This window comes from Streptomyces sp. B5E4 (assembly GCF_039871555.1).
Classification (GTDB): domain Bacteria; phylum Actinomycetota; class Actinomycetes; order Streptomycetales; family Streptomycetaceae; genus Streptomyces.
This window is the reverse complement of the sequence record NZ_JBDPMI010000005.1, coordinates 113,064-132,316: the sequence shown is the minus strand read 5'-3', so window position 1 is coordinate 132,316 and position 19,253 is coordinate 113,064. Positions and strand designations below refer to the sequence as shown.

Here is a 19,253-nt window from a genome sequence, read left to right as displayed (position 1 = left end):
GCCGGGGAGAGGGAGGCGGCGGCGACGGAGGGTGCGCGGCGGGTGGAGGTGGGTGACGGGACGGGCGGGAGCGGACCGGCGGGGCGGGGCGGCAGGGGTCAGCCGGGGTGGGGCCAGAGGGTGGGGTCCGGGGTGAAGCGGATGTGGAGTTCGGTCTCGTGGAGGCCGGCGCGGGTGATGGTGCAGCGGCGGAGCGCCGCCGGCAGCGGCAGGGCGCGGCGGTGGCCGGCCGCGGTGATCAGCAGTTCGTCGCCGCGGCGTACGAGGGTGACATCCCCCCGTTCGACGCCGGGCAGCGGCAGCCGGTACAGCAGCACGCCCTCGTCGGCCAGCAGGTCGTCCACCTCTGCCGGGTCCGCGGGGTCGGCCGCCGCACGCCGTCTGCCGGGCGGTGCCACCGCCTCCGCCAGCGCCGCCAGGGCCACCGGGCCCTTCGGCTCCGGGCCCAGATGCGGCAGCGCGCAGAACGCACCGCCCGCTCCGCGCAGCTCCGCGCCCAGCTCCTTGACCACGCGGTGCTGCTCGTCGGCCAGCGTCGCGTACCAGGCGTCCTCCGAGCCCGCGGGCAGGACCCGGTTCGCCACCACGGCCTCGACCGCGCAGCCCTGCAGCGCGAACGCCGCGCGCGTACGGCGCAGCTCGCGCGCCCCGCGCGGAGTCGGTTCCACCACGAACCGTACCCGCGTCCCCGCCGCCTCGGCCGCCTCGCGTACGGCCTCCAGCCGGTGCTCCCAGCGGGCCGCCGCCTCGTACACCCGCCCCGCCGGCACCGGCGCCCCGAGCAGCCGTCCCAGCAGCGGCCGCAGCCCTCGTGCCGCCTGCCGCTCCGGGGGCAGCAGCCGCCGCAGGTACCGCACCAACTGCTCCGGCAGCGCCAGCGCCCGCAGCGTCTCCCACGCGGCCGGCATGTCCACAATGGCCAGATCCCACGCCCCGGACCCAGCGGGGTCCCCGGCCGCCCCGGGTACGCCGCCGTCCCCGCCCGCCGTCTCCGTCTCGTACAACGTCACGAGCGCCCGCAGCACCGCGAACTCGCGCGAGCCCGGCAGCGGCGTCAGCTCCTCCGCCGCCAGCGGCGTCGCGCCGAGCAGCTCCAGGGTGTCCTCGTACCGCTCCTGCCAGACCGCCAGCGACTCCGTCGCCGACTCCGCCCCGCGCAGCCGCGCCGCCCACAGTCCCGTCTGGACCCGGACCGGCTCCGCCCACGGCGGCGCCTCCCCGGACCACTCGGCCGCCGGCTCCGCGCCCGACCGCTGCCCCGGGATCCGCGCCTCCGGCGCTCCCGTCAGCAGCCCGCCCGCCTGCCGGTCCGCCGTCAGCAGCAGCACCCGGGCCCCGTCGCGCGCCGCCCGCAGCGCCGTGGCCGCCGCGACCGTCGTACGGCCCGCGCCGGCCGCGCCGGTGACGAGGAGAGTTCGCACGCGACGCGTCAGTCCGTGCCGGAACCGGAGCCGGCGGACGCGCCCGGCAGGCTCTCGACGCGCTGCTTCAGCCCGTCCAGCGCCCGCTCGATGATGATCTTCTCCATCTTGCGCTTCATCATCCCGAGCATCGGGATCTTGACGTCGACGGTCAGCTCGTAGGTGACCTCGGTGCGCTCCCCGCCCGCCAGCGGCCGGAGGAGATACGCCCCGTCCAGCGCGCGCAGCATCTGCGACTTCTCCAGCGTCCAGCGGACCTCGTGCGGCCCCGCCCAGGTGTACGCCAGTGCCTGCTCGTCCCGGATCGTCTTCGCGTCCAGCACCAGCAGGACCCGCACCGCGCGCCCCTGGTCGTCCGCTTCGAGCACCTCGGTCCGCCGCACCTCGCCGGTCCACTCCGGGTAGCGGTCGAAGTCCGCGATCACCGTCATCACCGCGTCCGGCGCGGCGTCGATGGTGATGCTCGACCTGGTGTGCTCTGCCATACCTGGGCTCCTCCGTCAACCGTCCGCGCTGAAGGTTACCGCGCCCGGTTCACCACTCCAGAACCCACGGCTTCCCGCGGGACGCGAAGTGCCCGACGTTCACGCACTCCGTCGCCCCGATCCGCATCCGCCGCGCCAGCGGCTGGTGGACGTGGCCGAAGAGCGCGTAACGCGGCCGCACCCGGTGCACCGCCTCCAGCAGCGCCTCGCTGCCGCGCTCGAAGCGGCGCGCCACCGTGTCGTAGCAGAGGTCGGGGACGAGCGGCGGGATGTGCGAGCAGAGCACGTCGACGTCGCCGAGGGCGGCGACCTTCGCGGCGTACGTCTCGTCGTCGATCTCGTACGGCGTGCGCATCGGCGTCTGCAGTCCGCCGCCGACGAACCCGAAGACCAGCCCGCCGATCTCGACCCGCTGGCCGTCGAGGACGGTGGTGCCCTCGCGGGCGAACTCGGGCCACAGACGCGGGATGTCGACGTTGCCGTAGGTGGCGTACGTCGGCGTGGGGAAGGCCGCGAACAGTTCCGCGTACTGCTTGCGCACCGCCGTCTCGATCTCCCCGCGCCTGTCCACCCCGGCCCACAGCGAGCGCACGAACTCCCGGTGCTCGTCGAACCTGCGGGCGGTGCGCAGTTCCACGCTGCGCGTGGTGTTCGCGACGCCGAAGAGGTCGGGGAAGATGCCGCGCGAGTGGTCGGCGTAGTCGATGAAGAGGATGAGGTCGCCGAGGCAGACCAGCGCGTCCGCGCCGTCGCCCGCCCGGGCCAGATCCGCGCTGTTGCCGTGCACGTCGCTGACCACGTGGACCCTCATGCGATCACCCTACTTCCGGCGCGCACGGCACCCGTGCGGCCCCCGCACGGCGGTGAGCGGCGCCACTGCCGCAAGACGCCCCCGTGGGGATAGGGTCGCAGGTGGCCCACCGGAACGTCGAGGAGCAGCGTCTTGCGAGAGTTCGCCCTTCCCGCCCTGTACGAGGTCCCGGCGGACGCCAACCTGACGGACCTCATCCGTACCAACGCCGCCCGCACCCCCGACCTGGCCGTCGTCGCCCGCAAGAGCGCCGCCGGCGACTGGCAGGACGTGTCCGCCGCGGACTTCCTCGCGGAGGTCGAGGCGGCGGCCAGGGGCCTGGTCGCGGCCGGGCTGCGGCCCGGGGACCGGGTCGGGCTGATGTCCCGCACGCGGTACGAGTGGACGCTGCTGGACTTCGCGATCTGGACCGCTGGCGGCGTGACGGTCCCGGTGTACGAGACCAGTTCGCCCGAGCAGATCCAGTGGATCCTCAGCGACTCGGGCGCGGTGGCGTGCGTGGTGGAGACCGCGGAGCACGCCGCGGCGGTCGAGTCGGTACGCGGCCGGGTGCCGCTGCTGCGCGAGGTGTGGCGGATCGACGGCGGTCCCGGCGCCGAGGGGGACGAACCCGGCGCCGTCGCCGTACTGACCGCCGCCGGGGCCGAGGTCTCCGACGCCACGCTGGAGAAGCACCGCTCCGCGGCCGGCGCCGACTCCCCCGCGACCCTCGTCTACACCTCCGGCACCACCGGCCGCCCCAAGGGCTGCGTCATCACCCACGGCGCCTTCCTCGCCGAGTGCGGCAACGCCGTGGAGCAACTGCGCCCGCTCTTCCGGCCCGGCGACAGCTCGATCCTCCTCTTCCTGCCGCTCGCCCACGTCTTCGGCCGGCTGGTGGAGATCGCCGCGATGGTCGCCCCGATGAAGCTCGGGCACGTGTCGGACGTGAAGAACCTCACCGACGACCTCGCCGGCTTCAAGCCGACGCTGCTGCTCGGCGTCCCCCGCGTCTTCGAGAAGGTCTACAACTCCGCCCGCGCCAAGGCCCGGTCCGACGGCAAGGGGAAGATCTTCGACAAGGCGGCCCACACCGCCATCGCGTACAGCCGCGCCCTGGACACCGGCGGCCCCGCCTTCGGGCTGCGGCTGCGGCACGCGCTCTTCGACAAGCTCGTCTACGCCAAGCTGCGCGCCGTCCTCGGCGGCCGCGCCACCCACGCGATCTCCGGCGGCGCCCCGCTCGGCGAGCGGCTCGGGCACTTCTACCGCGGCATCGGCTTCACCGTCCTGGAGGGCTACGGCCTGACCGAGACCGCCGCCGCGATCACCGTCAACCCGGTGCAGCGCCCGAAGATCGGCACCGTCGGCCAGCCACTGCCGGGATGCACCATCCGCATCGCCGACGACGGCGAGGTGCTGGTGCGCGGCGGCAATGTCTTCGAGGAGTACTGGGCCAACGAGGACGCGACGGCCGCGGCGCTGGACGGCGAGTGGCTGCGCACCGGCGACCTCGGGAGCCTGGACGAGGACGGGTATCTGTCCATCACCGGGCGGAAGAAGGAGATCCTGGTCACGGCGGCGGGCAAGAACGTCGCGCCCGCGGTGATGGAGGACCGCATCCGGGCGCACGCGCTGGTGGCGGAGTGCATGGTCGTCGGCGACGCCCGGCCGTTCGTCGGGGCGCTGATCACACTGGACGAGGAGTTCCTCGTCCGCTGGGCCGCGGAGAACGGCAAGCAGGGCGGGACGGCGGCGGAGCTGGCGGACGACGCGGAGCTGCGGGCGGCGGTGCAGCTCGCGGTGGACGACGGCAACGCGCAGGTGTCCCGGGCGGAGTCGGTGCGCAAGTTCCGGATCCTGCCGGGGCAGTTCACGGAGGAGTCGGGGCATCTGACGCCGTCGCTGAAGCTGAAGCGGGGCGCGGTGGCGAAGGACTTCGCGGAGGAGATCGAGGCGCTGTACGAGCGGTAGGGCGCGGCGGCCGCAGGGGGTTCTCCAGGGGTTTCGTACGGAGTGCGCTCACGGGCCGGTGCCGAATGCCGGCCGTGTACGTGCCCGAGTGGGACCGGTGCGTACGACCGCGGCCCCGGCCCGTACCGTACGCGCCGCTCCGCGCCCTCACAGCAGCGACGTCAGCCGCTCCGCCAGCAGGTCCCAGCGCCACCGCTCCGCCACCCATGCCCGGCCGCGCGCGCCCATCCGCGCGCGCAGCTCCGGGTCGCCCAGCAGCGTCACGACGTGCTCCGCCACCTGCGCCGCCTGCCGCTCCGCGCCGCCGCGGACCACCCACCCGGTCTCGCCGTCGAGGACTGCGTCCGGGGCCCCGCCGGAGTCACCCGCGACGACGGGCAGGCCGGTCGCGGACGCCTCCAGGTACACGATCCCCAGACCCTCCACGTCGAGCCCGCCGCGCCGCGTGCGGCACGGCATGGCGAACACGTCGCCCGCCCCGAAGTGCGCGGGCAGTTCCTCCCACGGCACCGCGCCCGTGAAGCGCACCGAGCCGGCGACGCCGGTGGCCGCGGCCAGCTTCTCCAGATCACCGCGGTACGGGCCGCCGCCGACGATCAGCAGCACCGCCTCCGGCCAGGACTCCCTAATCCGGGGCATCGCGCGGATCAGGGTGTCCTGGCCCTTGCGCGGGACGAGCCGGGAGACGCAGACGACGACCGGCCGGTCCGTGAGCCCGAGGCGGGCGCGTACGGCGTCGCCGCCGGAGTCCGGGTGGAACGCGGTCTCGTCGACACCCGGCGGCAACCGCACCATGCGTCCGGCTGCCTCGGAGGTGAGCGCACGGGCGATCCGGGAGCGGGTGTACGCGCCGAGGTAGGTGAGCGTGTCCGTCGACTCACCGATGCGCCGCAGCAGTTGCCGCGCCACCGGCAACTGCGCCCAGCCCGCCTCGTGCCCGTGCGTGGTGGCCACGATCCGCTCGGCGCCCGCGCGGCGCAGCGCCGGCGCCATCAGCCCCAGCGGCGCGGCGGCGCCGAACCAGACCGAGCCGCAGCCGTGTTCCCGCAGCAGCCCGGCCGCGCGGCGGGTGACGCGCAGGGTGGGCAGCAGCATCGTGGTGCGGTCGCGGATCACCTGGTAGGGCTGGCGGGCGTCGAAGTCCCGGGTGGCGGCGCGGCCTTCGGCGTCGCGCTTCCAGGTGGAGGCGTAGACGACGACCTGCTCGGGATCCAGCCGCAGGCACATGCTGTGCAGGAAGTTCTGGATGCCGCCGGGGCGGGGCGGGAAGTCGTTGGTGACGATGAGCGTCTTGCGCGCCGGCGTGCGGGCCGGCGGCTTGCGGGTCGGTTCCGTGTGCATCGCGGCCGACAGTACCGGGGCCGGCGGTGCCGGGTACCTGCGGCCGGGCGGAGCCGTGTCGTAGTGTCGTCGGACGCACACGGGGGCGGGGCGGAGGTCGAGCCATGGCACGGGTCGCGGCGCCGGTCGCGGCGTGGGCGCTGACCCGCGCGGGCCTGCTCCTGCTCGTGCTGGGTGCGGTCACGCTGCCGGGGCCCGACGTCACCAGTGACGTCGAGGTGATCTACCGCGGCTGGTACGAGGTGCTGCGCACCGGCACGTTCCCCGTCGACGACGTGAGCTGGCAGTACCCGCCGGGCGCGGCGCTTCCGGTGCTCTCCCCCGGGCTGCTGCCGTTCCTCGGCTACGCGCACGCCTTCTTCGCGCTGGCCTGTGCGGCGGACGCGGCGGTGCTGGCGCTGCTGCTGCGGGCCGGGGGCGGCGCCGGGCGGTCGCGGGCGGGGGCGTGGTTCTGGGTGGCGGGAGTGCCGCTGCTGGGGCCGACCGCGTACGCGCGCTACGACGTGATGGTCACCGCCGTCGCCGTGGCGGCGCTGCTGGCCGCGGCCCGGCGGCCGGCGGTGGCGGGGGCGCTGGCGGGGTTCGGCGCGATGCTGAAGGTGTGGCCGGCGCTGGTGCTGCTGGGCGCGGCGCGCGGACGGGCGACGCGGCTGTCGTGGGGCGCGGCGGCGGGGACGGCGGCGGGGACGGGGCTGCTGGCGGCCGTGGCGATGCCCGGGGCGTTCGACTTCGTCACGGCGCAGCGCGACCGCGGCACGGAGGTGGAGTCGCTGGGCGCGCTGGTCTTCCACGTCGGCCGGCACCACGGCTGGGGGGGCACCGTACAACTGCACTACGGCTCCATGGAGTTCCTCGGTCCCGGCGTCGGCCTGGTCAGCGACCTGGCGCTGGGGCTCTCGGTGCTGGCGATGGGGTGGCTGGTGCTGTGGCGGCTGCGCGCGCGGGAGTTCACGGCGAGGACGGGGTGCGAGGCGGCGTTCGCGGGGGCGCTGCTGTTCACCACGACGAGCCGGGTGATCAGCCCGCAGTACCTGCTCTGGCTCGTCGGGCTGGCGGCGGTGTGCCTGACGCTGCGGGCGGCACGGATGGCGCTGCCGGCGGGTCTTGTGCTGGCGGCGACGGGGGTGACGCTGGCGGAGTTCCCGGTGTGGTTCGGCGAGGTCGTGGGGAGCACCGGGTTCGGGATCGCGCTGCTGGCAGTGCGGAACGGGCTGCTGGTCGCGGCGACGGTGATCGCGTGCCGGCGGCTGTGGCGGTCCACGGTGACGGCGCCGGTCCGCCCGGGGGACGGCCGGGCGGCCGTGCCGCGGCAGCGCACCGCGCGGGAGAACGACATGCTGACGTGGTGAGGGCCGCGTAGCTCGTCCGCGGGCTACGCGCCGCCGCCCGCCTTGAAGAGGAGCAGCAGGAAGGCGGCGAAGAGGTGGCCGACGAAGATGTAGACGATGAGGCGGATCACCAGGCCGCGGGGGAATCTCTCCTCGACACGCTTGGACACGGCGGTCTCCTTGGGGTCAGTGCCGGGTGCCGTCACCCAGGCACAGCCCGGTGACGGCACTCTGCAGCAGCGTGTGGACGAAGAGCAGCCCGAGCCCGCCGGGCTCGGCGGCGGCGATGCGGTGCGGGGTGAGCGAGTCGAACTGGGCGCTGTCCCCCGGATCGAGCAGGTGCTCCCGGTCACCGAGCGCGAGGCGCATCCGCCCGTCGAGCACGTACAGCCACTCCTCGCCGGGATGGACCCGTACGAGATCGCGGTGGGCGGCGTCGTACGGCACGAACACCCGCAGCGCCTGCATCCCCCGATCCGTCCCGCCGGCCTGCCGGTACGACCATCCCCCGGCCTCGCGCACGGGCACGTCGGCTCCCCGGACGACCGACGTCTGCGCCGAGGGCACCTCGCCGAGCAGTTCGGAAACCGTCGTACCGTAGACCCGGGCCAACGTGAGCAGCACCGGCAGCGAGGGCTGCCGCTGCCCGGTCTCCAGCCGGGAGAGATGCGCCGGCGAAAGCTCGGCCCTCCCGGCGGCGGCCTCCAGCGTCAGCCCGGCCCGCCTGCGCAGCTCGCGCAGGTGGGGCGCCTGGGGGTGGTCGGTGCTCATACCGGCCATTGAGCCACCGGGAGTGCCCCGGAGTCAAACTCCTTGCCTCTCAGGCAAAAACAGGCTTATCCCAGCTCCCGCTCCAGATACGTCCGCCACCGCTGCGTGAACTCCCCGGGCCCCACGCCCAGCTCCGCCCGCAGCACCGGGCCGACCGCCTCCGCGCGCGACTCCGCGGCGCCCATGGCGCGGTAGAGCGCCACGAGGCGGTCCGGGCTCCACTCGTCCGCGACCATCCGGGCCGCCAGCCACGCTCCGCCGTACGCCTCCGCCACCGGGTCGCCGTCGCCGCCCTCCTGACGGGTGAAGTCGGCGTCGGCGGGCAGGGCCCGCGGCAGGCGGCCGGCGGCCACGGCGCGGGCGAGTTCGGGCGCGCCGTGGCGCGGGTCGCCGGCGGTGCTGCGGAAGGCGACCCAGTCCGCGAAGCCCTCGGAGAGCCAGAGGGGGGTGGCGGGGGAGGTGCCGGCCCGGGTGGCGACATGGACGGTCTCGTGGGTGAGGACGATGCGGCGGCCGAGGGTGCCGAGGGTGTCGTACGCCTCGGGGTTGACCACGACGCGGTCGGCGGGGGCGCGGTCCCGGTGCCGGCCGGTGGTGACGGCGGCGACGCCCGCGTAGGCCGTGGGCCCCGCGCCGAGCAGTTCCCCCATCGCCGCCTGCGACGCGGGCACCAGCACCACGACGCGGCGCGCCCACGCGCCGCCCCACGCGGCGGAGACGTCGGTCACCGCACGGTCGGCGGCGGCGGCGACGGCGCGCGGCCGGGCCCCGGGGCGGCCGGGGGCCCCGGGGTGGCCGGCGCCGAGCACGAGGCTGTGCGTGCCGCGTACGACGGCCAACGGGCCCTGGTCCCACGGCTGCGGGCGGCTGCCGGGCGCGGGTCCCGCGACGTACCAGCGGCTGTCGCGGCGTACGAACTCCAGCCGCTGGCCGGCGGTCGCGTCGCCGGTGTCGTAGCCGCTGAGGCGGTAGGTCAGGCGGACGTCGGCGGTGGTGCGTTCGGCGGCGACCGGGAGGGTGTCGTCGAGGCGGAGGGTCCAGGCGGCGAGCGGGAGGGCGTCGAGGTTGCGGAAGGCGGTGCGCTGCTGCTGCCGGTACGGGCCGGACCGCGGGTCGACGGTGCGCAGGTACGCGGCCTCGTCGCCGTCGCGGACGGCGGCGGAGCGCTGCCGGAGCAGGTCGGCGACGGCGCGGGTGGCGTCGCCTGGCCCGTCGTCCTCGCCGCAGCCGCCGAGCAGCACGGCGACCAGCCCGGCACAGAGCACCAGCACCACGGTCCGTACGCCTGCCACGCCCCGAGCGTACGTCGCCGGGCCCCCGCGGTGCGGCGCGGGTGACGGGGGCCGTGTTGTCAGAGGGGCGGCCTACCCTGGGGCGGGAGTGCGGGTGAGGTGGGCCCCCGCATCCCCCGCCCCTCCTCCTACGGCCGGGTCACCGACGCGACCGGCATCATCCCCACCGGGTCGTAGCGCACCGCCGCGCCCGGGTACGGCGCGTGGACGACCTGGCCGCCGCCCACGTACATCGCCACGTGGCTCGCGTCCGCCCGGTACGTCACCAGGTCTCCCGGCTTCGCCTCGCCCAGCGGCACCTGACGGCCCGCGTAGCGCTGCGCCTGCGACGTACGCGGGATCGACACCCCGGCCCGGCCGTACGCCCACTGCGTGAGGCCCGAGCAGTCGAACCCGCCGGGGGCGGCGCCGCCCCACATGTACGGGGTGCCGAGCGCACCCCGTGCCGCGGCCGCCGCGAGCGCGCCGCGGCCGGAGGCCGGCGCCGAGCCGAAGTCGGGAGTCGGTGCGGAGCGGGAGGCACGCGCGCCGCCGGGGTCGGGACGCTCCTGTTCCGGCAGCGAGTTGAGGAGCCGCCGTGCCTGCGCGAGCCGGTCGGTGACCTCGCGCTTGTGCCCGGCCAGCGCGTCGCGCTCGCGCTCCAGTTCCGCGAGCGTGTCCCGGGCCCGTACCCGCTGCTGCTCCAGCCCGCGCTGCAGGCCCACGAGTTGGCGCAGCCGGCCGCTCTGCCGGTTGCCGATGCGCTCCAGGGTGGCGGCCTTCTCCAGATAGCCCTCGGGGCTCTCCGAGAGGATCAGGGTCAGGTTCGGGTCGATCCCGCCGGAACGGTACTGCGCACCGGCGAGCGAGCCGAGTTCGCTGCGCATCCGGTTGATCCGGGCGAGGTCGCGGGCGGCGCGGTCCTGGAGGAGCTCCGCCTTGCGGCGCAGTTCCTCGGTGCGCTCCTTGGCCGCGTTGTACTTCTCGGTGGCCCGCTCCGCCCGGGCGTAGAGGTCGTGTACGCGCTCCTTGGCCTCCGCGTGGTCGTCGGGGGCGGCCAGGGCCGCGTCGGAGAGGCCGGAGAAGACGGCGGGCGAGCCGGACAGCGCCGCCGCCGCGGCGGCGGTGAGGACGCCGGTACGCAGCCGGCCGGCACCGCCGGGCCGGGTGGATCGTCGATGTGCTGACACGCGGCAGACAGTAACCACGCGACTACGCGCAGACCAAGAACCTTCCCCCGGTGCGATGTCGGCGCCCGGATGCCGACGCAGGTCACCCGCGGAGCGTTCGAAACGCGCGGTGTCGGCAATTCGCCCGAACGGGCGGCACGGTGGCCGCGGCGGGCGCCCCGGCGGGCATCAGACCCGCGCGCCCCACATGAACGGCATGTTCCCGACGGCCTCGTAGCGCACGACCGCGCCGGGCTTCGGGGCGTGGATGATCTGGCCGTTGCCCGCGTAGATGCCCACGTGGTGCAGGTCGCTGTAGAAGAACACGAGGTCCCCGGGCTGGAGCTGGCTGACCGAGGATATCCGGGTGCCGACGTTGGCCTGGTCCTGCGAGATACGCGGCAGCGAGACGCCTGCCTGCGAGAAGGCCCAGCCGGTGAGTCCGGAGCAGTCGAAGGAGCTGGGGCCGGTGGCGCCGTAGACGTACGGCGCGCCCAGCTTGCTCTGCGCCGCGGACAGAGCGGCGGCACCGTGCGAGGAGCCCGGGGCGACGTCGCCGAGGTCGACGCGGTCCTCCGCCTCGCGGCTGGCGCGCTGCTCCTCTTCGGCGAGCGCGGCCTGCTCCTCCTCGGTGAGCTGGTTGAGCAGCGCCCGGGCGTCGCCCAGCTTGTCCTGGACCTTCTTCTTCTGGGAGCCCAGCTCCTTGCGGGTCTCCTCCAGGTCCTTGAGCTTCTCGCCCGCCTCCTGGCGCTGCTGCGCGAGGCTGCGCTGCTTGTCGGCGATGCGTTCCAGCGACTCGGCCTGCTTGCCGCTGACCCGGTCCATCGTGGACGCCTTGTCCAGATAGGTGTCCGGGTCGGAGGAGAGGAAGAGCTGCACGGAGGGGTCGATGCTGCCGCTGCGGTACTGGGCGGTGGCCAGCGAACCGAGGCCGTCGCGGAGGTCGTTGAGCTCCTGCTGGCCGCGGGCGGCCTTGTCCTGGAGCTCCTTGACGTCCTCTTCGAGCTTGTCCTGCCGCTCCTTGGCGCCGTTGTACTTCTCCGTGGCGCGCTCGGCGTCCTCGTAGAGGTTGTCGACCTGCCGCTTGACGTCGTCCTTGTCGGGGGCGGCTTGCGCGCTCTGGGTGGAGAGGGCGACGGCCGCGGCGGCGGTCGCGGTGAAGACGGTGACCCTGGCCCGGTTCGGCTGCTTCGGTCGACGGTGGGACGCCACGAAGGCGATCTCCTCTTCCTCCAGCCGCCCGACCGTGGCTTTGGGGATGCCCCGGTACCGGCGGGACCCTCGCGTTCGCCCCGGATGAGCGATCGACAGCACGAAGGTTCGGGCCAGACACTAACGAGGCATCGGCGATCCGTTCAAATCCCTCCGGCAAAAAAGTCCCCCCGAAGCGCGTTTCTTTACTCACATCACACGGCCAGTAGTCACTGTTCGACAACGAGTTGGACTCGGAGCGGCGAACTGTCCGCACCCGCGAGGGACGGCGGGGTTGTCCGAACTCGCCCGCGTTTCCCCCGTTGTCAGCTCCGCGCGAGCCGCTTGAGGAGCAGCGCGGACGAGACGGGCCGGGCGCCCGCGGCGGCGACGCCGTCGGCGACCTCGCGGTCGGCGGAGACCACCACGACGGGTCTGCCGGTGGGTTCGGCCCGGACGAGCCGGCGGATCAGCTCGTCCGCGGTCTCGCCCGGCTTGCTGAACAGCACCCGCACCCCGCGCGGTGGGGCCAGCAGCACCGGCGCGGCCAGCTCCGCGCCGTCGAAGACGCACGTCACCTCCGCGCCCGTCTGCGCGGCGAGGCCGGCGAGGCCGCCGAGGAGGCGCAGGCGCTGCTTCTCCAACGGGAGCGTGGGATAGCCGGTCTTGGTGACGTTGTAGCCGTCGACGACCATGTGCGCATGCGGCAGGGCGAGCAGTTGGTCGAGCAGCGCCGGGTCGGTGGCGGACAGGGCGCGGGCGGCCACGTCCTTCGGCGACATCGTGCCGGGCTCGACCGCGCGTACGGTGTCCGCGGGGGTCATCCGGGCGGGCGGCAGGGCGAGTTCGCGGCGGAGCCCCTGGGCGGCGTCGAGGACGGTGTCGAGGAGGAGCCGTACGCGCATGTCCTCCACGCTGCGCCCCTCGCGGGCGGCCCGGCGGCTGGCCTCCAGGCCCGACTCGGCCTCGCCGAGCCGGGCGCGGAGCCGGCGGGCCTCGCTCTCGGCGGCGGCCAGGTGGGCGGCGGCCTCCTCACGGCCCGCGGCGGTCTCCTGCTGGAGCTTGCGGACGGCGGCCTCGCCGCGCCTGACGTCGCTGAGCGCGCTGCGCAGCCGGCGGTGCAGGCCCTCGTTCTCGCGCCGCAGCGCCTCCAGTTCGTGCCGGGTGCGCTCCGACTCGCCGCGGGCGGCGGCGCGGGCCTCGGACAGCTCCGTACGCAGCCGGGCCAGTTCGCGGGCGGCCTCCTCGCCGGCCCGCTCGGCGCCGGCGCGCTGCTCCTCCTCGCCGACGGCGGCGATGAGCTTGACCCAGCCCGGGGGCCGCAGCAGATACGCCAGGGCCGCGACGTCGACGGGCTCCGCGGCGGCCGGCGGACTGCCGCCGCGCAGCGCGGCGGCCAGCTCGGGCTGGAGGTCGGCGGCCCGCCCGGCGATCCGGTCGCGGAAGGCGTCGTCGGCCTCCAGGGCGGCGGCGATCGCGTTGCCGGCGAGCTTGACGCGGCGGGACGGGGTGAACCGGGCGTACTGCCGCAGCTGCGGGGGCAGCTCGGCGACGGTCAGGCCGCCGAAGCACTCGTCGGCCAGGGTGACGATCCGGCGGCGTACTCCTTCGGGCAGCGGGCCGTCGAGCACCTCGGCCGCGTCCTCCTCGGAGGAGACGCCCGAGCCTTCTCTCGGCTCCACCACCGGTCACCCTTCCGCCTCAGCGATCCCCGCGGCTTCGGCCGGGCCGTCCGGCGCCGGCGCCGGCCCGGCGCACCGACCGTCGTCGCAGGCCGTGCCCCCACCCTACGACCTGGAGCGAGGTCTTAGGCAGACAGATAGAGTGAGCGCCGCACGCGGGTCCGAGAGGGAGAGCGCACACATGATCACTGCGATCGTTCTGATCAACACCGACGTGGACCGCATTCCCGAGATCGCGGAGTCGATCGCCGCGATCGACGGGGTCAGCGAGGTGTACTCGGTCACGGGAGCGCACGATCTGATCGCCATCGTCCGGGTGGCGCGCCACGACGATCTGGCCGACGTGATCCCGGGCCGGATCAGCAAGGTCCCGGGCGTGGCGGCCACGGAGACGCACATCTCCTTCCGTACGTACTCGCAGCACGACCTCGAAGCCGCCTTCGCGATCGGCCTGGAGGAGTAGCGCGGTGCGCGCGCGGGGCCGTAGATGAAGAATCTCTCATCCGCCCTTCACGCTGCGCAGCATCCGCCGGCCGCAGCCTCGGACGCATGGCTTTCTCGAAGCGCATGGCCGCACTGACCGCCGTGGTGGCGATCCCGCTGGGCGTCGCCGCGACCAGCTACGCCCTGACCGACGACCCGGAGGACCCCACGCCGCCCGCCCGGGTGGAGATGGAGGGCGGCTCGTCCTCCCCGGCGGAGTCCACCTCGCCGTCGTCCGGGACGTCGCCGGGCGAGGAGACGGGCAAGGAGACGGTCTCGCCCCCGCCGGTACGCGACGGGCCCACCACCGATCCGTCGGGCACCGCGAGCGACGACGACGGGGACGACACCGGGGACGACACCGGGGACGACACCGGCGGCGGCAACGACGACGAGTCCGACGACTGATCGATGATCTCCGCGCGTGCCCGCATTCTTCTTCTCCTGCTGGTGGTGATGACGGCAGCCCTCGCCGCCGTCGCCGGCACCACACGCTCCATCCTGCTGCGCGACCTGGACCACCGCGTCGACCGGCTGCTGGCGCAGGAGACGCGGGAGTTCGCGAGCCTCTACGAGCGGGGCGTCGACCCCGAGACGAGCCGTCCCTTCACCGATCCGACGCGGCTGCTGACGGTCTTCCTGGAGCGGCAGTACGCCGACCCGGACGAGGAGCTGCTGGGCCTGGTGCGCCAGCCCGGCCCGGGGCCGAAGCAGCTCGTCCAGCCGCGGGATCTGACGATGTCCCGGCCGCTGGAGGAGGACGACGCGGGCCGCCGGACGATCTTCGAGTCCGACGACCGTACGGGCTCCCTCGACCGGCCCTCGGGCGAGGTGCGCTGGGCCAAGGTCGGCATCGGCGCCAAGGAGGAGCCGGACGCGGCGGCGTTCGTCGTCGCCATCCACACCGAGCGCGAACGCGAGCAGGTGGGCGATGTGTTCGTCATCATGCTGATGATCTCGGCCATGGCGCTGGTGGTCGTCAGCGCCATCGGCTGGGCGGTGGCGGGCCGCATCCTCGCGCCCGTGCGGCTGGTGGGCCAGACCGCCGCGCAGTTGACGGAGCAGGATCTGACCCGGCGGATCCCGGTGCGCGGGCGGGCCGACCGGGACGAGACGGCGGCGCTGGCGGCGACGTTCAACGCCATGCTGGACCGGCTGGAGCGGGCGTTCGCCGCGCAGCGGGAGTTCGTCGACGACGCCGGGCACGAGCTGCGGACGCCCATCACCATCGTGCGCGGGCATCTGGAGCTGATGGGCGAGGACCCGGCGGAGCGCGAGGAGACGCTGCGGCTGGTCACCGACGAGCTGGACCGGATGACCCGGATCGTGGAGGACCTGCTGCTGCTCGCCAAGGCCGAGCGGCCGGACTTCGTCGACCCGGAGCCGGTGCAGTTGGCGGAGCTGACCGCGGACGTCTTCGTCAAGGCCAGAACGCTGGGCGAGCGGGACTGGGAGCTGAGCGAGGTCGCCGAGGGCGAGAGGCGCCTCGACCCGCAGCGCGTCACGCAGGCCATGGTGCAGCTCGCCCAGAACGCGGTGCAGCACACCGCGCCCGGCGGGCACATCCGGATCGGCTCGCGGGCCGCCGACGGGCACGTCGAGCTCTACGTCGCCGACAGCGGCCCCGGCATCCCGCCGCAGGACGCCGACCTCATCTTCGAACGCTTCCGCCGCGGCACCGCGCGCCGCGGCTCCCGCGGCGGCGGCGCGGGCCTGGGCCTGGCCATCGTCAAGGCCATCGCCGAGGGCCACCGCGGCCACGTCGAACTGAGCCCCACCGACGGCGGTGGGGCCACCTTTACCCTGATCCTTCAGGAGGGTCTGTGATGAACCGGATTCTCATCGCCGAGGACGAGGAACGCATCGCCTCCTTCGTGGAGAAGGGGCTGCGCGCCAACGGCTTCACCACCACCGTCGCCGCGGACGGCGACACCGCGTACGAGTTCGCCCTGACCGGCGGCTTCGACCTGGTCGTCCTCGACATCGGGCTGCCGGTGCTGGACGGCTTCACCGTGCTGCGCCAGTTGCGCGAGGCGCGCTCGACGGTGCCGGTGATCGTGCTCACCGCGCGGGCGTCGGTCACCGACACCGTCGCCGGGCTCGAAGGCGGCGCCGACGACTACATGACCAAGCCGTTCCGCTTCGAGGAGCTGCTCGCCCGGGTGCGGCTGCGGCTGCGGACGGCGGCGCGGGCGCCGGAGGTGACGGTGCTGCGCAGCGGCGACCTCTCGCTCGACCTGCGCACGCGCCGGGCGCAGGCCGGCGGGCGCATGGTGGACCTGACGGCCCGTGAGTTCGTGCTCCTGGAACTCTTCCTGCGCCACGCCGGGCAGGTGCTCTCGCGCGAGCAGATCCTCTCCCACGTGTGGGGCTACGACTTCGACCCGGGCTCCAACATCGTGGACGTGTACGTACGCGCGCTGCGCAAGAAGATGGGCGCCGAGCGGGTGGAGACCGTACGCGGCATGGGCTACCGGCTGCCCGCCCGCCGGCCGGATGAACCCGAGCCGTCACGCTGACACCCTTTCGGGTGACACCCGGGTAAAAGGTGAAATCTCCTTAATCTTCGGCTCATCAGGGGCTCACGGCCGCCGCAGAGGCTCTTTCCCGTGAGCCTCTCCCTTCGCCAGACCGCGACGTTGTGCGTGGCCCTCAGCATCTGCGCCCTGCTGGCCGTCCCGGGCAACGCCCCGGGGCTGACGGCCGACGGGCGCCTGACCCTCGCGGTGTTCGCCCTGGCGACCTGCGCCTGGATCGGCACGCCGATCGACGACACGTTCATCGCGCTGGGCGCCGGGCTCGCGCTCGTCGTCACCGGGGTGCTGGACAGCGAGACGCTGTTCGGCACCCTGGGCGACGAGACCGTGTGGCTGCTGATCTGCGCGTTCGTGCTCGCCGCCGCGGTGGCGGGTACGGGCCTGGCGGGCCGGGCGGCGGCGTTCCTGGTCACCGGGGCGCGCTCCGTACGGCAGTTGGTGCATCTGACCACCGCGGCGCTCGTCGTCACCGCCTTCGCCGTCCCGGCCACCTCCGGCCGGGCGGCGCTCGCGCTGCCGGTGTTCCTCGCCCTGGCCAAGGCGCTGGGCGAGCGGAAGCGACTGGTGGTGATGCTGGCACTGCTCTTCCCCACCGTCATCCTGCTCTCCGCGGTGGCGACCCTCATCGGCGCCGGGGCGCACCTGATCACCGTGTCGGTGCTGTGGGAGGCGACCGGGGAGCAGATCGGCTTCACCGAGTGGCTGCTGCTCGGGCTGCCGCTGGCGATCGCCACCGCCCATCTCGCCGCCGAGGTGGTGCTGCTGACGATGACGAAGCGCGCGGACCGCAAGGGCCCGGTGCACCTGACCGCAGAACAGATCCAGGAGCACACCGAACAGCCGGTCACCGGGCCGCTGTCGCAGGCCGAGGCGCGGTGCGCGCTGCTGCTCGGCACGGTGGTGGTGCTGTGGTGCAGCGAACCGCTGCACCGGGTGCCGCCGGCGGTCGTGGCGCTGATCGGCGCGGTGGTCGCGGCGTCGCCGGTGATAGGGACCGTACGGCTGAAGGACGCGCTGCGCACGGTGCCGTGGTCGCTGCTGCTGTTCATGGCGGCGACGATGGCGATGGGCATCGCGCTGTCGCAGTCGAAGGCCGCCGCGTGGCTGGTCTCCGGGCTCCCGGGCGGCTCGTCGGTGCCGGCGTGGGCGTTCCTGGCCGGGGTGGTCGCCGTGAGCACCGCCGCGCATCTCGTGCTGCAGTCCCGCTCCGCGCGCTCCAGCGTGCTCGTCCCGCTGGTCATCGCCGCGGCGCTGGCCGCCGGCGTCAACCCGGTCGCCGCCGCGCTGGCGTCCACCGCGGCTGCCGGCTTCTGCCAGACCCTGCCGGCGTCCGCCAAGCCCGTCGCGCTCTTCTCGGACATACCGGGCGTGGCGACGTACACGCCGCGGGACCTGCTGCGTACGGCCGCGGTGCTGGCGCCGCTGACGGCCGCGCTGGTGCTGCTCTTCGCCCTCGCCGTCTGGCCGCTGCTCGGCGTGCCCGTCCTCGACCGCTGAACCTCCGCTCGCCGGCCGCCGGCCCTCGTCCCTCCCTCCGACCCTCAGGAGATCTCATGCTCGACCGCGTCGTCGTCGCCCCCAGCGGCTTCAAGGAATCCCTGTCCGCCGAGGCCGCCGCCGAGGCCATCGCCGAAGGCGTCGGCCGGGTGCTGCCCGACACCGCCGTCGACCTGATCCCCCTCGTCGACGGCGGCGAGGGTACGGCGCAGGCGCTGGCCGCCGCGACCGGCGGGCGGCTCGTCCCGTACACCGCCACCGGCCCGCTCGGCGACCGGCTGGAGACCCACTTCGCCCTCCTCGGCGACGGCACCACCGCGGTGGTGGAGATGGCGGCCGTCGCGGGCCTGGCGCTCGTGCCGCACCCGCGGCGCGATCCGGGCGGCACCACGACGTACGGGGTCGGCGAGCTGATCCGCGCCGCGCTCGACCACGGTGTCCGCCGCATCATCGTCGGCTGCGGCGACTCCGGCACCTCCGACGGCGGTGCCGGTGCCCTGACGGCCCTGGGCGCCCGGCTGTCCGACGCCGAAGGACGCGACCTCGCCCCCGGCGGCTCCGCCCTCGCCCGCCTCGCGCGCATCGACACCGCGGGGCTCGACCCCCGGCTCGCCGAAACGGAGCTGCTCGTCGCCTGCAACCCGTACAACGTGCTCTGCGGCCCCCGCGGCGTCGCCCGCGTCTTCGGCCCGCAGAAAGGCGCCTCCCCGCAGCAGGTCGAGGAGCTGGCCGCCGCCCTCGACCGCTGGGCCGGCGTCCTCACCCGCGACCTCCCGGCCCCCGGCACCGACCTGCGCCTGGGCGCCGGCACGGGCGCCTCCGGCGGCCTCGGCGCGGGCCTCGCGGCGGTCGGCGCCCGCCTCCTTCCCCGCTTCGAGGTGCTCCTCGGCCATCTCGACCTCGACGCCCGGCTGGCCGCCGCCGACCTCGTCATCACCGCGGAGGGCGCCCTCGACCACCAGACCCCGCGCGGCAAGGTGCCCGCGGAGGTGGCGCGCCGCGCCAAGCTCCACGGCCGCCCGGTCCTGGCCCTCGCCGGCACCATCGGCGAGGGCGCACACGAGATCCACGACACGGGCGTCGACGCCTACGGGACCATCATCCCGGGCCCGATGGCGCTGCCCGAAGCACTGCTGCACGCCCGGGAGTTCCTGGCGGACGCGGCGGAACGGACGCTGCGCATGGTGCTGATCGGCAGCACCCTCGCGGGCCGCCCGGCCGCCCCCGTGCCCGCGGCGGCGGTGCGGCCGCCGGCCTGAGCCGGGGGACGGCCGCGGAGGCACGGCGTCGCCTGCGGCGGGCCGGCGGGAGCG

18 protein-coding genes are annotated in these 19,253 nt (G+C 74.7%); 8 read left to right on the top strand and 10 right to left on the bottom strand.

Annotated features, from left to right (window positions below):
- Positions 1 to 98 precede the first annotated feature (98 nt).
- From ABGA99_RS09355 to ABGA99_RS09345, 3 genes are read right to left on the bottom strand one after another with little or no spacing between them, the layout of a single operon-like run.
- The gene (locus tag ABGA99_RS09355; RefSeq protein ID WP_347575430.1) at positions 99 to 1,421 is read right to left on the bottom strand and encodes an ArsA-related P-loop ATPase; all 1,323 of its coding nucleotides are present in this window, start codon (positions 1,419 to 1,421) and stop codon (positions 99 to 101) included.
- Positions 1,422 to 1,429: 8 nt separating this feature from the next.
- The gene (locus tag ABGA99_RS09350; protein WP_347575429.1) at positions 1,430 to 1,906 is read right to left on the bottom strand and encodes an SRPBCC family protein; all 477 of its coding nucleotides are present in this window, start codon (positions 1,904 to 1,906) and stop codon (positions 1,430 to 1,432) included.
- A gap of 49 nt (positions 1,907 to 1,955) precedes the next feature.
- Positions 1,956 to 2,717 (bottom strand): metallophosphoesterase, encoded by a 762-nt coding sequence (locus ABGA99_RS09345; RefSeq protein WP_347575428.1) that lies wholly within the window; start codon positions 2,715 to 2,717, stop codon positions 1,956 to 1,958.
- Between the two features lie 132 nt (positions 2,718 to 2,849).
- Here ABGA99_RS09345 and ABGA99_RS09340 point away from each other — a divergent pair, with 132 nt between their 5' ends.
- Positions 2,850 to 4,670, top strand: coding sequence for an AMP-dependent synthetase/ligase (locus ABGA99_RS09340; RefSeq protein ID WP_347575427.1), 1,821 nt, complete (start codon positions 2,850 to 2,852; stop codon positions 4,668 to 4,670).
- 147 nt (positions 4,671 to 4,817) lie between these two features.
- On the opposite strand, the gene ABGA99_RS09335 is transcribed toward ABGA99_RS09340, so the two are convergent.
- Positions 4,818 to 6,011, bottom strand: coding sequence for a glycosyltransferase family 4 protein (locus tag ABGA99_RS09335; protein ID WP_347582467.1), 1,194 nt, complete (start codon positions 6,009 to 6,011; stop codon positions 4,818 to 4,820).
- A gap of 104 nt (positions 6,012 to 6,115) precedes the next feature.
- Here ABGA99_RS09335 and ABGA99_RS09330 point away from each other — a divergent pair, with 104 nt between their 5' ends.
- Entirely contained in the window at positions 6,116 to 7,360 is a 1,245-nt protein-coding gene (locus ABGA99_RS09330; protein ID WP_347582466.1) for a glycosyltransferase 87 family protein, read from the top strand.
- 23 nt (positions 7,361 to 7,383) lie between these two features.
- On the opposite strand, the gene ABGA99_RS09325 is transcribed toward ABGA99_RS09330, so the two are convergent.
- The 6 genes from ABGA99_RS09325 to ABGA99_RS09300 all read right to left on the bottom strand — a co-directional run bounded on the left by ABGA99_RS09325 (position 7,384) and on the right by ABGA99_RS09300 (position 13,426).
- On the bottom strand, positions 7,384 to 7,509 hold the full coding sequence (locus ABGA99_RS09325) for a DUF6126 family protein (RefSeq protein ID WP_347575424.1): 126 nt from the start codon (positions 7,507 to 7,509) through the stop codon (positions 7,384 to 7,386).
- Between the two features lie 16 nt (positions 7,510 to 7,525).
- Entirely contained in the window at positions 7,526 to 8,119 is a 594-nt protein-coding gene (locus tag ABGA99_RS09320) for an XRE family transcriptional regulator (protein WP_347575423.1), read from the bottom strand.
- 56 nt (positions 8,120 to 8,175) lie between these two features.
- Complete coding sequence (locus tag ABGA99_RS09315; RefSeq protein WP_347582465.1) at positions 8,176 to 9,402, bottom strand: hypothetical protein; 1,227 nt, start codon at positions 9,400 to 9,402, stop codon at positions 8,176 to 8,178.
- A 128-nt stretch (positions 9,403 to 9,530) separates the two neighbouring features.
- The gene (locus tag ABGA99_RS09310) at positions 9,531 to 10,571 is read right to left on the bottom strand and encodes an NlpC/P60 family protein (RefSeq protein ID WP_347582464.1); all 1,041 of its coding nucleotides are present in this window, start codon (positions 10,569 to 10,571) and stop codon (positions 9,531 to 9,533) included.
- 168 nt (positions 10,572 to 10,739) lie between these two features.
- Positions 10,740 to 11,762, bottom strand: a complete 1,023-nt coding sequence (locus ABGA99_RS09305) for an NlpC/P60 family protein (protein ID WP_347575420.1) — start codon at positions 11,760 to 11,762, stop codon at positions 10,740 to 10,742.
- A 305-nt stretch (positions 11,763 to 12,067) separates the two neighbouring features.
- A complete protein-coding gene (locus ABGA99_RS09300; RefSeq protein WP_347575419.1) occupies positions 12,068 to 13,426 on the bottom strand; it encodes an NYN domain-containing protein in 1,359 nt (452 codons plus the stop codon).
- Positions 13,427 to 13,604: 178 nt separating this feature from the next.
- Here ABGA99_RS09300 and ABGA99_RS09295 point away from each other — a divergent pair, with 178 nt between their 5' ends.
- The 6 genes from ABGA99_RS09295 (at position 13,605) to ABGA99_RS09270 (ending at position 19,199) form a co-directional block, all read left to right on the top strand.
- On the top strand, positions 13,605 to 13,886 hold the full coding sequence (locus ABGA99_RS09295) for an Lrp/AsnC ligand binding domain-containing protein (RefSeq protein ID WP_018837650.1): 282 nt from the start codon (positions 13,605 to 13,607) through the stop codon (positions 13,884 to 13,886).
- Positions 13,887 to 13,972: 86 nt separating this feature from the next.
- Positions 13,973 to 14,314 carry a hypothetical protein gene (locus ABGA99_RS09290; protein WP_347575418.1) on the top strand — a complete coding sequence of 114 codons (342 nt, stop codon included), beginning with the start codon at positions 13,973 to 13,975 and terminating at the stop codon, positions 14,312 to 14,314.
- A gap of 3 nt (positions 14,315 to 14,317) precedes the next feature.
- Positions 14,318 to 15,733, top strand: a complete 1,416-nt coding sequence (locus ABGA99_RS09285; protein ID WP_347582463.1) for a HAMP domain-containing sensor histidine kinase — start codon at positions 14,318 to 14,320, stop codon at positions 15,731 to 15,733.
- Positions 15,733 to 16,425, top strand: coding sequence for a response regulator transcription factor (locus tag ABGA99_RS09280; protein WP_347575416.1), 693 nt, complete (start codon positions 15,733 to 15,735; stop codon positions 16,423 to 16,425). The genes ABGA99_RS09285 and ABGA99_RS09280 overlap by 1 nt, the downstream gene beginning before the upstream one ends.
- 90 nt (positions 16,426 to 16,515) lie before the next feature.
- Positions 16,516 to 17,940, top strand: coding sequence for an SLC13 family permease (locus tag ABGA99_RS09275; protein ID WP_347582462.1), 1,425 nt, complete (start codon positions 16,516 to 16,518; stop codon positions 17,938 to 17,940).
- Between the two features lie 56 nt (positions 17,941 to 17,996).
- On the top strand, positions 17,997 to 19,199 hold the full coding sequence (locus ABGA99_RS09270; RefSeq protein ID WP_347575414.1) for a glycerate kinase: 1,203 nt from the start codon (positions 17,997 to 17,999) through the stop codon (positions 19,197 to 19,199).
- Positions 19,200 to 19,253: the final 54 nt, after the last annotated feature.